This is a genomic window from Candidatus Omnitrophota bacterium (genome assembly GCA_034717435.1).
Classification (GTDB): Bacteria; Omnitrophota; JAUWXU01; order JAUWXU01; family JAUWXU01; genus JAYELI01.
In genome coordinates, this window is sequence record JAYELI010000031.1 from 1 (window position 1) to 12168 (window position 12168).

12 protein-coding genes, 1 tRNA gene and 1 pseudogene are annotated in these 12168 nt (G+C 41.7%); all 14 read right to left on the reverse strand.

The window, feature by feature from the left end:
• Nucleotides 1-444: 444 nt before the first annotated feature.
• The 14 genes and pseudogenes from U9Q08_02285 to U9Q08_02350 all read right to left on the reverse strand — a co-directional run bounded on the left by U9Q08_02285 (nt 445) and on the right by U9Q08_02350 (nt 11837).
• The gene (locus U9Q08_02285; GenBank protein MEA3328554.1) at nt 445-675 is read right to left on the reverse strand and encodes a PDZ domain-containing protein; all 231 of its coding nucleotides are present in this window, start codon (nt 673-675) and stop codon (nt 445-447) included.
• A gap of 103 nt (nt 676-778) precedes the next feature.
• Nucleotides 779-1462, reverse strand: a complete 684-nt coding sequence (locus tag U9Q08_02290; GenBank protein ID MEA3328555.1) for a cytochrome c biogenesis protein CcdA — start codon at nt 1460-1462, stop codon at nt 779-781.
• A gap of 6 nt (nt 1463-1468) precedes the next feature.
• On the reverse strand, nt 1469-1957 hold the full coding sequence (locus U9Q08_02295) for a TlpA disulfide reductase family protein (GenBank protein ID MEA3328556.1): 489 nt from the start codon (nt 1955-1957) through the stop codon (nt 1469-1471).
• A 381-nt stretch (nt 1958-2338) separates the two neighbouring features.
• Nucleotides 2339-3037 carry an OmpW family outer membrane protein gene (locus U9Q08_02300; GenBank protein MEA3328557.1) on the reverse strand — a complete coding sequence of 233 codons (699 nt, stop codon included), beginning with the start codon at nt 3035-3037 and terminating at the stop codon, nt 2339-2341.
• A gap of 354 nt (nt 3038-3391) precedes the next feature.
• Nucleotides 3392-4108, reverse strand: coding sequence for a type I 3-dehydroquinate dehydratase (gene aroD / locus U9Q08_02305; GenBank protein MEA3328558.1), 717 nt, complete (start codon nt 4106-4108; stop codon nt 3392-3394).
• 7 nt (nt 4109-4115) lie between these two features.
• Entirely contained in the window at nt 4116-5768 is a 1653-nt protein-coding gene (gene rpoD / locus U9Q08_02310) for an RNA polymerase sigma factor RpoD (GenBank protein MEA3328559.1), read from the reverse strand.
• A gap of 2 nt (nt 5769-5770) precedes the next feature.
• Nucleotides 5771-7531: a DNA primase gene (gene dnaG, locus U9Q08_02315; GenBank protein MEA3328560.1), complete on the reverse strand. Its 1761-nt coding sequence runs from the start codon at nt 7529-7531 to the stop codon at nt 5771-5773.
• A gap of 3 nt (nt 7532-7534) precedes the next feature.
• The gene (locus tag U9Q08_02320; GenBank protein ID MEA3328561.1) at nt 7535-8419 is read right to left on the reverse strand and encodes an NGG1p interacting factor NIF3; all 885 of its coding nucleotides are present in this window, start codon (nt 8417-8419) and stop codon (nt 7535-7537) included.
• Nucleotides 8416-8994, reverse strand: coding sequence for a CvpA family protein (locus U9Q08_02325; GenBank protein MEA3328562.1), 579 nt, complete (start codon nt 8992-8994; stop codon nt 8416-8418). The genes U9Q08_02320 and U9Q08_02325 overlap by 4 nt, the downstream gene beginning before the upstream one ends.
• A 51-nt stretch (nt 8995-9045) precedes the next feature.
• A complete protein-coding gene (gene mtaB / locus U9Q08_02330) occupies nt 9046-10335 on the reverse strand; it encodes a tRNA (N(6)-L-threonylcarbamoyladenosine(37)-C(2))-methylthiotransferase MtaB (protein ID MEA3328563.1) in 1290 nt (429 codons plus the stop codon).
• A gap of 149 nt (nt 10336-10484) precedes the next feature.
• Nucleotides 10485-10557: transfer RNA gene (locus tag U9Q08_02335), tRNA-Arg, on the reverse strand.
• Nucleotides 10548-11306 carry a 16S rRNA (uracil(1498)-N(3))-methyltransferase gene (locus tag U9Q08_02340; GenBank protein ID MEA3328564.1) on the reverse strand — a complete coding sequence of 253 codons (759 nt, stop codon included), beginning with the start codon at nt 11304-11306 and terminating at the stop codon, nt 10548-10550. The genes U9Q08_02335 and U9Q08_02340 overlap by 10 nt, the downstream gene beginning before the upstream one ends.
• A 138-nt stretch (nt 11307-11444) precedes the next feature.
• Nucleotides 11445-11549 (reverse strand): annotated as a pseudogene (locus U9Q08_02345) (cold shock domain-containing protein).
• A 12-nt stretch (nt 11550-11561) separates the two neighbouring features.
• Entirely contained in the window at nt 11562-11837 is a 276-nt protein-coding gene (locus U9Q08_02350; GenBank protein ID MEA3328565.1) for an HU family DNA-binding protein, read from the reverse strand.
• Nucleotides 11838-12168 lie beyond the last annotated feature (331 nt).

Consider the following 12168-nt stretch of genomic DNA (forward strand, 5'->3'; position numbering starts at 1 on the left):
ACCTTAACCGAAATTAAAAATAATAACGCTAAAAAGGTCATTCTGAGGCCGAAGGCCGAAGAATCTCAGAAAACACGGTTTTATGGGAGATCCTTCGGTCGCTTACGCTCCCTCAGGATGACACCTATCTTAAAAAGAACAAGATTAAGGACTTGGGGAGTGTGCAGTTTTAAACTTTAAACTGTGCACTTTTAAAATTTAGCTAACAGGGTTACGCTTCAAGAGCATCCCCCTATTCAACCTTTTGAATACGTCCGTTAGAATTATAGGGAAAAATTATTATACACATTTCTGCATTACATGTGGGTAGATTCGGCTCCATATTCTAACTGCGAAACAATGCCTTCTTTCCATCCACCCAAATTAACATTAGACGGTAAAATAACCGCATTTGATGCTTTACCGATTATAACAACTAATGAAATCCTTTTGCCGCTTGCTAAGCTATCCAGAATAAAATCTATTTCGGGAGTAAAATTTTTCGCCGTTTCTTTCAATTTTTACCGGAATTATCCTGTTAGGCGGAATTTCTTTCATGACGCTATTGAAATCCGAAAAACTCATAACCGCTGTACCGTTTACTTCTTTGACTGTATCACCTATTTTAAGGCCGGCTTTTTTGGCTAAGCTGTTATGCTCTCTGCCGGAAACGTCATGAAACTTTTCTATCGCCATAGTTTTCCCGCCAATAAAAAAACCGAGCTTATCATCTGGAAACCTTCAACCGTGCCCGGCTGGCTAACGTTATGCAGGGACACTTTTAACCGGGTTTTTTGCTTCAGCCGGTTATAATCAGTATCCCGACAACGATCAGTAATAATCCGCTGATCATAGAAACTACTTTGAAGTATTTTCCTATCCTGGCGAATAAATTAAGGAATGTACTCATGGCCAGGGCGGCCAGAATAAAAGGAATTCCCAATCCTAAAGAGTAAGAGCTTAAAAGCATTACCCCTTGAATAAGGGTTTGTTGAGTCCCGGCCAAAGCTAATATTGCCGCTAACGCCGGGCCTACACACGGGGTCCAGCCAATAGCAAAGGCTAACCCTACCATAAATGACCCCAGCATGTTAACCGGTTTGTTTCGCAGGTGTAATTTTTTTTCATACCCAAGCCATTTAATATTAAAAACCCCGGCAACGTGTAATCCTAAAAGGATTATCACGCTGCCGCCAATAATCCTGATTATTTTTTCGTAAGCAAAAATAGCCCTGCCTAAATAAACTGCAGTTGCCCCCAGGATCACAAACACAAACGAAAACCCAAAAACAAAAAAAAGCGTCGGCCAGAAAATCTTCTTTAAACTTCGGATAACTTTATCATCAACTTTGGAGCGTTGAATTTCATCTAAAGACAAGCCGGTGATAAAACAAATATAGGCGGGAATTAACGGGAGAACACAAGGTGTAAAAAAAGACAACATACCCGCGCCAAAGGCAATAAAAAAAGATACTTCTTTCATGGTCTTTTACTCCACTTCCCGGCTCAGAAGTTCTTTAATTTCTTCTTCAAATGTCTCCTTGGAAGCATAACCGATATGTCTTTTTGCGATGTTGCCCCGGCGGTCGATGATAAAAGTGGTAGGAATATACCGGATACCGCCATATTGCCGGCAAACTTCCCTGTCGGCAAATACCAAAATATAGTCTATTCCCTTTTGTTCAGCAAAAGGCTTAACCCTCCCCCGGCCATCCAGACAGACCCCCACAATTTCCAGCCCCTCATCTTTATATTTGCTATAAAGCTCTATAAAACCGGGGATTTCTTTCCGGCAGGGAGGACATCCGACAGCCCAAAAGTCAAGAATAACTACTTTATTTTTTAAGGACGACAGGGTAAAATTTTCCCCTCTTAACCCGGGTAAAGTAAAATCAGGAGCGTCACCCCACTGCCCTTTAGAATATCCGGTAGTCAAAAAACTAAAAATCAAAATAACTGACAGAAATCCTCTTATCATTATGCGTTTTTTTCCCTGCGCCTTCCTGTCAGAAGCATAATGCCGCGCAGCTCCTCGATGTTTTTGGCGCGCAGTCAATCCTTGTCAAAATCTATACTCTGAGCAACTTGCGTAATTGCTGAGAGAGCGCGCAGGTGAAAATTCCTTTCGTCGCGCGAACCAACTAATGTAAAGACGGCGTAAACAGGCGGCAGGGACCGCGTAAAAACAATACCAGACTCGCACCAGTTGACGAATTAAACCCTTGTCCTGTTTATCAGACATATTCCCCTCACCTAAAAATCCAAAAACCCTGCTGTAGATAAAAAAATTACCTAACCCACTGACGCATAGTTAACTTTTTTTGTCAATGGGTTAGGTAAGATCTGTTTCAACCCTTTATTAAAATAGGTATTTTAAACCACCGCCAACCATCCAGGAATCGTTCCTAATATCATTTGAGTCGCTGCCAATCCCTGTAACAGCTATGGTCGTATCAATATCTGTATCTAAATAAGCCCCTTCAACATTTATAGCTATGCTGTCTGTTATATAGAAATCAAAACCAGCGCCATACTTCATAGCAAAGGCATTCTTGGTTGATACTGAGATATTATTAGTAGTAGCCCAGTCACTTTCTTTAAAATCGGTAAATACTACTCCTACACCAAAGATTCCATAAGGAACAAGAACATATTCTTCCAGGTCAAAGGGATATTGCAGGATGATATCGCCAAAAAGCGGTATGTTTCTGGCTGTTCCCATATCGTAGGTTCCCGCGTCTGTAAACTCAAGATCATACTCCATATAACCGCTTTCTACCCCAATAGCAAGATAATCACCAAGGTCATAGGTTAATATCCCGATTACAAAAAAACCGTTTTTACCCTTAATATCAACATCTCCTGGTCCTCCGATATTAAAAGTATAAGTTTTATCCATCTGGGGAAGAACCGCACCGCCCCTTACCCCTAAATTCACCCTGTCTTCCAGCTGAAAATTGTCATAAAAAAATACGCCTTCTTCTCCCTGTGCAAACACCGGATTAAACGCTGTGAAAAAAATTGCTAAACCTAAAAAACAAATCCCAACATATTTCATAATTCCTGCCTCCTTTTCTTTGTCTTAAAAATTATCACAGAATAAGATGTTTGTCAAGATTTATTATGTGCGTGTTATTTAAAAATTAAAAGTGGACAGTTTTAGAGCGATTTATGTTTTAAAAGTGCACACCTTAACCGAAATTAAAAATAATAACGCTAAAAAGGTCATTCTGAGGCCGAAGGCCGAAGAATCTCAGAAAACACGGTTTTATGAGATCCTTCGGTCGCTTACGCTCCCTCAGGATGACACCTACGCTTACGCTCCCTCAGGATGACACCTATCTTAAAAAGAACAAAATTAAGGACTTGGGGAGTGTGCAGTTTTAAACTTTAAACTGTGCACTTTTAAAATTTAGCTAACAGATTTATTATGTGCGGGATAATAAAGGGATAGGTGTTTTTGGAGCAGGGCTAAAGGTAATTGTCCTGAGCCAAAGGGCTTGTCTAAGTAAGCATAAGTGAATAATGACCCTGCCAATGGAAAGAATAATCTGGAGATCGTGCCGGTTTTACCTAAGGAAATAGTGACTAAATTTTTCTGCTTATGGCCTAAGGTAAATTCTAAAAGCGTGGCTACATCTTTTACCTTGCTGGCGTTAACAGCAACTTTTATTATATCAGCGCCCTGCCTTTTTGCATTTAAAGCTATGGATTTTAATCTTTTAATACCGGGGGTTGTTTTAAGATTATGGTAGGAAATTATAACCGTCTTTTTATTCGAATGGGCAATCTTTACAACCCGCGCCAGGATAGCAGAATTCAACTCAATATCCAGGGCATCGACTAAAAACACAACACTATTAAACAACTTCAGTTTTGCCTGATCGGAAATAAACCTGCCCCCTCCTTCTTTCTTGTCCCTGATGGTTAAAATCAAAGGAAGGCCGGTCTTCCTTCTTGATCTTATAATCCGCGTTACATAGGCCGGGCTTATCTTTTCGAATCGGTCTACTCTTAGCTCCAAGAGATCGGCCCGTTTATGGCTGATTGCTTTAAGGTTTTCTTTATCTCCGACAGTAAGAACCGTTCGGGGGGCCTGCCCTAATTTTAAATTATTGATCTTCGGCACAATAAGTTCATTCCCCTAATCCCATTTCTAAAAAGGTCCTCAACCTCCTGCTCCTGGTAGGATGCCTGAGCTTACGCAATGCCTTGGCCTCTATCTGTCTGACCCTCTCCCGGGTTACACGGAAAATAGATCCTACCTCTTCTAAGGTGCGCGGACAACCGTCTCCTATGCCGAACCGGAGTTCAAGAACTTTTTTCTCGCGGCTGGTAAGGGTATCCAATACATCTTTCATATGTTCCTGGAGCATAGTAAAAACAGTGGCATTAGCCGGGGAAACAGCTGTTTTATCTTCGATAAAATCGCCGAAATGGGTATCCCCCTCATCACCGATAGGTGTCTGCAGAGAAATAGGCTCCTGGGCTATCTTTAAAATTCCCCTGACTTTTTCAACCGGCATATCCATACCTTCAGCGATCTCCTCCGGCGTAGGCTCCCTTCCTTTTTCCTGGACCAAATGCCGGGAGGTCCGAAAAACCTTATTTATAGTTTCGATCATGTGCACAGGAATGCGGATGGTCCGTGCCTGATCAGCGATCGAGCGGGTAATAGCCTGCCTGATCCACCAGGTAGCATAGGTCGAAAACTTATACCCCCGTTGATATTCAAACTTATCGACCGCTTTCATCAGGCCGATGTTCCCTTCTTGAATAAGATCAAGAAATGAAAGGCCCCGGTTGGTATATTTTTTAGCAATGCTTATAACCAACCGTAAGTTAGCCGCTACCAACTTTTTCTTGAGTTTGGCCAACTCTATCTTTCTCTTTCTAATCAACCTTAGTTGTGGTTTTAACCTGGCGTAAGGTTCTGCAAGATAAAACTTTGTCCGGGAAACCTCCTGTTTTAATTTTCCGATCTCGCCTTTTTTCTTCAAAACCTGTTTTCTAATAACATCCTTCTGAATTTTATCTATTTTAGCCAGCAGATGTTCGATTTTGGCACTTATTTCTTCAACTACGTCTATAGCTAATTTAAATTTGAAAAGCAGATTTAAAAGTTTATCTTTTTGCCTTACCACTCTTAATTTTCTGATTAAACCCTGGATCTTTTTCAGAATTTCGCCGTTTTTCAATTCGGTTTCTTCTTCAACAATACCTTCCAGGGTTGTCTTATCCTTTAAGACCTTGTTTACAATCTCAAGAACTATTCGTTTGGAAACCTTACAAGAGAACACGGCTTCCCTAAACCCATCCTCGGCCCTTTCAATCTGCTTAGCCAGCCCTATCTCTTCCTCGCGGCTTAAAAGTGGTATTTGACCCATCTGGCGCAGATACATTCTGACCGGGTCATCTAACTTATTTACCTTATCAGCAGGCTCAGTTATCTGCAGCCTTTCTGCCTCGGTCTGTTTTTTACTCGCAGCCAGAACTTTCATCCTCACATCAACTTGCCGGGAATCAAGAACCTCAATATCTTCCCGGTCCAAGGCCGTAAAGATATTGTCGATCTCCTCTGAAGATATCAAATTGGCAGGAAGAAGCTTGTTGACATCTTGATAAGTCAACAGGCCTTTTTTTTCTTTCCCCAACTTGATCAATTTTTTCAACCTTTTGGCTTTCCCGGCCTGTTTATTGCTGCTTTGCTCAGCTCTTTTCAACCGCTTGGTTTTCTTCACAACTTTGCGTTTGTGCCTGAGAGATTTTGTTTTCTTTTTCTTCTTCATTTTTAAACCCTAATTAAGCTGTTAAGCTCCCCCAACAGCCTCATTTGCTCCTTGTCGTCTCTGGCTTCCTCAGCTACTTTGATTTTTTTTTGTAAATTCAGCCTTGCTTGTTTGAGGCTCTCGGCCTTTATTTTTTTAATGCAATCCCGGCTAATGCGTTGTTTGGAACCTACCTGCTCAGGACCTGCCGAAAGCCCGGAGATCAATTGACTGGCCTGTTCATCTTTCAAATGGTTTATTATTTGAGAGGAGGTGTATTTCTTTTTTTCCGAAACCATCTTAAACATTACAGCAGCTATCTGTCTTAACCTCAAATCCCTGAAGTCTTCTAAAGCCAAATTGTCTCTGGCCAACCCGGCAGTCTCAGGATCCTCCAGCATCAAGCTTACCAGGGTTTTTTCCTTTGCGTTCATCGAAAAATTGTATTTAGGAACAGGATTTTCTTGAGATTGACAGTAAAAAGAATCTTTGCGTTTAATTTTTTTCAGCTCTATCAATAAAGAACCTTCGTCGATGGATAATGCCCTGGCTAATTTACGGATATATCCTGATTTTAAAACAGCATTGTCGATCCTGGCGATAGTAGGTAACATCTCAGCAGTAATTTTAGCTATTTCCTCTAATCTCTCGGGATTATATTTGTTAGTAAGCAGTCCTAGTTTATAGTCAAAAAGGCCCTGGCCGGTAACAACCGTCTTTTCAAAATTTTCTTTTCCTTTAGCGATAATAAAACTGTCGGGATCAAAACCCCCGGCTAACCTCACCACTTTGATCTCCAGGCCTTCTTCAAGCAATACTTCTAATCCTCTCAACGACGCGGTTTCCCCGGCCTGATCGGCGTCATAAACCATCGCTACGCTTGAAACATATCTTTTTAGCAATTTGGCGTGTTCAATCGTAAGCGCTGTGCCTAAGGTAGCGACTACGTTCCTGACTCCCAGCCTGTAAAGAGTTATGACATCCATGTACCCTTCGACTATAATAAAATATCCCTTTCCTTTCAGGGCTTGTTTAGCCAGGTTCAAGCCATATAAACATCTCCCTTTATTAAACAACGGGTTTTGAGGAGAATTAATGTACTTGGGCAGGTTTTGATCCAGCACCCGGCCCCCAAAAGCTAACACCCTGTCCTGCAGATCAAAAATAGGAAATATCAATCTATTGCGAAAGTGGTCATAATAACCCCTCTCTTTTCGCGCAATGACCAGGCCTGCTAATTTGAGAAGATCTTCCTTTTCGCCCTGCTTTTTTGCGAAATTTAAGAGCCCATTCCACTGATCCAGCGCAAAACCCAGACGAAACTTCCTGATAGTTTCTAAATCAACCCCTCTTTTGCTTAGATACCGGCGGGCTGATTTTCCTTTATTTTCATCAATCAGATTATTATGAAAATAACGGGCTGATAATTCGTTTATCCGGTATAACCTTTTAGCCTTAGACCGGCCATCTGCCGGCCCTCTAAAAGAAGACGGTATTTCAACACCTGTTTTTTCGGCCAGAAGCCGCACAACATCCGGAAACTCCAATTTTTCATATTTCATTATAAAATTAAATACATTCCCTCCCAGCCCGCAGCCAAAACAATGCCATATCTGCCTTGCAGGATTAACCATAAAAGAAGGCGTCTTCTCGTTATGAAACGGGCAGACCGCTTTAAAGCTGTTGCCGCTGCGCCTCAGGGGAATGTATCCTGAAATCGTCTCAACGATATCAGACCTATTTTGGATCTGCTGGATTACCTCTTCGGGAATAAATTCGGCCATGCTTTATCTTTTCCTTTCCACCCTTTGGAATCCCGAACAAGGTATGATTTCCAATTTTTCCTTCTTAGAAAACTTATCCAGCAATAAATTCAAACCCAAACTGTCACTGGAAATATGGCCGGCAATAATAACATTAATATGTTCGGGTTTAATCTTTCTATAATGTTCTTCGCTTAAGTGCATAGCTATAATAGTCTGTACCCCTGCCTGAGAAAGCCTGGCAAATACCTCTTTTGAGCCTTCGGTTCCTCCGGTCATATCAACCAGCACTTTGCCTGCCGGATTGTCTGCTTTACCCAGAATCAGCTTCGGGCCAGCGCTCCATCCTTTTGCCTGTCTATATTCAGGAATGCCATTCAGCAATTCCATTATATTTTTAACCTGCCGGGGTTTTTTTCTATCAATCAAAGACTGAAGGTATTTGACTACGTGATTATCGGCAGGGGTATGAATACAGATGAACGGAATATCCAGCAGCCGGGCCATATCAACAGCCCGGTTATGGTTCACGGCTGAAAATCTTCTTTCCACTTCTTTCATTCTTTGGCCGAGCAAACCCTGGACTATCTTTTTGTTAAGCCCGGCTTTCTCTAAAATATCTACCTGCACTGCCATAACTTTATGAATATCTGCCAGGGCCGGGCCTTGGGGATGGTGGGACAAAGCCAAATCGATCTTCTTTCCAGACCTCCGCAGGTTATCAATCAGCAAAAGTTCAGGACCGGCAATATCAATTCCAGCCAGGATCGCCTTTATTTCAGCATTTTTATTTCCATGCAAAATCATAGTGTCGCTGTAGGGATTTTTATTTCTGATCGATTGCCGCTTTCGGGGATCAGTCTTTATGCCTTCTTTAATCGCCAGATTATAAATAGTTTCTAGTTTCATTTTTCCCGTTTCTCCTGTTCGATAGTTAAGTCATCCGATATCTCTTCGCCGGTTAATTCACTTTTACTGCCGGAATATAATCTTACAAAACCATCATAAATAGCCGGGGGTGCTCCGGTCAGCCGGCTGCCTAAGTATGACCCTTTAGTAATAGCTGTCTGCAGAGATCTTGCCGGAACCCAGGTAAAAACAAGCAGGATAAGACCGCAGGCCAGACCAGCCTGTACTAAACCGATAATCGTACCCCCCAGACTTTCAATAACAGATATAAATTCCACTTTCACCAATTTCTTAAACAGGCTCCTAATCAATTTAACCAGGATAAGAACCGCCAGCATCAATAAAACAAAAGAAACAATCTTAGCAGCTTGAAGTGAAAGAAAGGAATGAATATCGATAACCTTGCCTAGTTGAGCATAATTTCGGAAGGGAATAAATATGGCAACAAGTATTCCAATAAGCCCGAGTAGTTCATGCCAAACCCCTGTTTTAAAACCTAGATAACCCGCCCTTAAAATCAATACTACCACTAAAACATCTACCCAATTTATGTATTTTAAGATATTATCAAGCATTTTGCTCTGAAAATTTTAGAAAGTATACCACGCAAATAAAGTCTTGTCAAGTTAAGCCATCTTACCTACTGTATTACTTAGGGTTACGTCTTTAATTTCAACCGGAATAATGCTATTTTTGAGCGTATCCGGCCCCTTAAACACTATTTTGATATAAGTATCTGTATAACCGCATAAAAGGCCGGTTACCTTATCCCGTGTAGTTTCGACCAATACCTGGACTGTTGAATTCAAAAATCGCTGTCTATAGGCAAGTGACGCCCTTAACGCAAATTCCTTCATTTGGTTACACCTGTTCTTAACTTCCCGCGGTAAAACATGATCCGAAAATATGTAAGCCGGAGTGACCCTTCTTCTGCTATAGGGAAAGATGTGTATCCTGTTTGGTTCTATCTCCTCTAGTAATTTGAGGGTGTTGTTAAAGTTTTCCTTTCCTTCTCCAGGAAAACCGACCATAACATCCAGGGTTATAGAAATGTCTCTGGCCTTATTCCTGAAATTACAAATCAGGTTTCTTAAATCAGCGCTGTTATAATTGCGGTTCATGCGCTTTAGGACATGATCATCCCCGCTCTGAAGTGAAACATGAAGATGCCGGCAAAGTTTATTTGGAGCCGTCAGCTTTTCGATCATCAGGGGCGTTATATCCAAAGGCCCAAGAGAGCTAAGTCTGATTCTTTTAATGCTGTCTATCCGCTCCAATGATTCTACTACACTAAGCAGATTAATGCCGGCAGGCAGGTCCAGCCCATAGGAGCCGAGGTTCACACCGATCAATACTATTTCTTTAAACCCCATACCAGCCAGGGTGTTGGCCTGGTTGATAACATCATTCAGCCTGCGGCTTTTAGACTTTCCCCTAACTATTCTGACCTTGCAATAAGAGCAATTTTGATCACAGCCGTCCTGAATTTTGATAAATGCGCGGGTATGATTTTTGAAATTACTTATCGTTATGAAAGGATACGACTGATAATCACCGGCTGCCGGCCGGCAGTTAAAAAATCCTGTCCTGACAATTTCTGCTATCTTATGTTTTCGGCTGTTGTTGACAATAAAATCAACCCCCTCTATTTTTTTTATATCCTGTTCATCTTTCTCAGAATAACAACCGGTTACAACCACTCGGGCATCGGGGTTCTGCCGGTGGCTAAACCTGATCATTTGTCTGGATTTATGATCGGACTTATCGGTAACCGTGCAGGTATTGATAACATAAACATCTGCTTTTTCCTTATTACTCACTTCCCGAAAATCTGCTTGGATAAATTGTTCCCTTATGGCTTGAGTTTCGTATTGATTGACTTTGCAGCCTAACGTATGAAAAGCAACTGTTTTCATGATTAATGAAGCGGCCGAAGAATCTTTTGAAAAATATCGAAGCAGCTTTTTTAAAAGGCATCAACGACTTGCCTTAACGGCAAGTCGTTGATGCTAATTCGGACAGACAACTTACGAAAAATCTTTGATTTTTCGTAAGTTGTCTGTAGCGCGCCTGAAGAGATTCGAACTCCCGACACCTAGCTCCGGAGGCTAGTGCTCTATCCACTGAGCTACAGGCGCAATTCATAATCGACTATCGCTATTGAAGCAACAGCAGCCGTATCGCTCTTTAATATACTTTCACCAAGGCTGACCAAAACAGCGCCAGCCTCCCTGGCCATTCTGATCTCTTCAGGCGTAAAACCACCTTCCGGGCCGATGAAAATAATAATTTCTCTTGATTTAGCCGAACCTGTCCTTTTATAAACAGCCAAAACCTTTTTAAGGCTTTTGCCCTGCTTATCCAGACAAGGGATTAAAGCCAGATCATAGGATTTTATCTGCCCAATAACCTTTTTAAAACTGCTTACTTCCCTGATCCGGCTAATCCTAATCCGTCCGCACTGTTTTGAAGCCTCAACGGCTATCCTTTGCCATCTCTGACAGCGAGAAGCCAAACGCGAGCCGTTCAATTTGACCACAGTCCTCCCGGTACTCAGGGGTATGATCTGTTCCACGCCCAGCTCAGTGCACTTTTGGACCAGGTAATCCATCCTGGCCTTTCGGGGTATGGCCTGAGCCAGGATAATCTTTACCAACTTTTGTTTCACTAACCGCTTAACACTATTTATCTTAATTAATACGCTCTGCCCGGATTCCTGCTTGATTATCCCCTCGTACTCTTTGCCTTCTCCGTCAAAGACAACTACTTCGTCTCCCGGGGCCAATCTCATTACATCAATTATATGATGGGCTTCCTTGCCGCTTATCCAAATTTCACTACTGCCTATGTTTTCCGGGGAAACATAAAAACGGGATGCCGGCTTCATATCATCAAACCCTTATTTAATTAAAATAAGAAAAGGGGACTAAAAAATAAAATCGTCCCCTTGTTTTGCCTTTTTTCTGTTTTTTGCCCTTGTTGTTTATGCTTTTACTGCGTTTGCCGCCTGCGATCCTTTATCACCCTGGATAGCAGAAAAATACATTAATATATTCCCGCCACTGCCGCGTTCAATAAAGCCGTAACCTTTAATGTTCAAAAACCACTTGACTTTTCCTGCTTCTGATATCAAAAACCCCTGCTATTTAACCTTTTGCTTCATAATCAGGCCCGGCTTAAAAACAGCCACCTTTTTCGGAGGGACAGGAACTTCCTCACCTGTCCGGGGATTTCTTCCCATTCGACCGCGCCTGGATTTTACCTTAAAAACCCCAAAATTCCTCAGCTCGACAGTCTCACCCTGCTCTAAACTGACAATAATTTGATTAAGCATCCTTTGGACTATTCTTTTTATGTCCACCTGAGTAAGATTTCTTTCCTTTTCGGCAATATTTAAAACAATATCCTTTTTTGTCATACCCTATTCACCTCCTCAAAAACCTAATGCTGAATTTTCTCCTAACCCAATATGAATATTAACTATACCAAATAATTTGCTATATGTCAAGTGCTTTTAGTTTTTATGTTATTTAAAAATTAAAAGTGCACAGTTTTTAGACGATTTATGTTTTAAAAGTGCACAGTTTAAAGTTTAAAACTGCACACTCCCCAAGTCCTTAATTAGGTGTCATCCTGAGGGAGCGTAAGCGTAGGTGTCATCCTGAGGGAGCGTAAGCGACCGAAGGAAGTCCTGAGTATTCCCGAAGGGCGACCGAAGGAAGTCCTGAGTATTCCCGAAGGGCGACCGA

Bases quoted from the DNA above. Each gene is read 5' to 3' on its own strand.
- U9Q08_02285 (MEA3328554.1), bottom strand. From the start codon at position 675: ATGGCGATAGAAAAGTTTCATGACGTTTCCGGCAGAGAGCATAACAGC.
- U9Q08_02290 (MEA3328555.1), bottom strand. From the start codon at position 1,462: ATGAAAGAAGTATCTTTTTTTATTGCCTTTGGCGCGGGTATGTTGTCT.
- U9Q08_02295 (MEA3328556.1), bottom strand. From the start codon at position 1,957: ATGATAAGAGGATTTCTGTCAGTTATTTTGATTTTTAGTTTTTTGACT.
- U9Q08_02300 (MEA3328557.1), bottom strand. From the start codon at position 3,037: ATGAAATATGTTGGGATTTGTTTTTTAGGTTTAGCAATTTTTTTCACA.
- rpoD (MEA3328559.1), bottom strand. From the start codon at position 5,768: ATGAAGAAGAAAAAGAAAACAAAATCTCTCAGGCACAAACGCAAAGTT.
- dnaG (MEA3328560.1), bottom strand. From the start codon at position 7,531: ATGGCCGAATTTATTCCCGAAGAGGTAATCCAGCAGATCCAAAATAGG.
- U9Q08_02320 (MEA3328561.1), bottom strand. From the start codon at position 8,419: ATGAAACTAGAAACTATTTATAATCTGGCGATTAAAGAAGGCATAAAG.
- U9Q08_02325 (MEA3328562.1), bottom strand. From the start codon at position 8,994: ATGCTTGATAATATCTTAAAATACATAAATTGGGTAGATGTTTTAGTG.
- mtaB (MEA3328563.1), bottom strand. From the start codon at position 10,335: ATGAAAACAGTTGCTTTTCATACGTTAGGCTGCAAAGTCAATCAATAC.
- U9Q08_02340 (MEA3328564.1), bottom strand. From the start codon at position 11,306: ATGAAGCCGGCATCCCGTTTTTATGTTTCCCCGGAAAACATAGGCAGT.
- U9Q08_02350 (MEA3328565.1), bottom strand. From the start codon at position 11,837: ATGACAAAAAAGGATATTGTTTTAAATATTGCCGAAAAGGAAAGAAAT.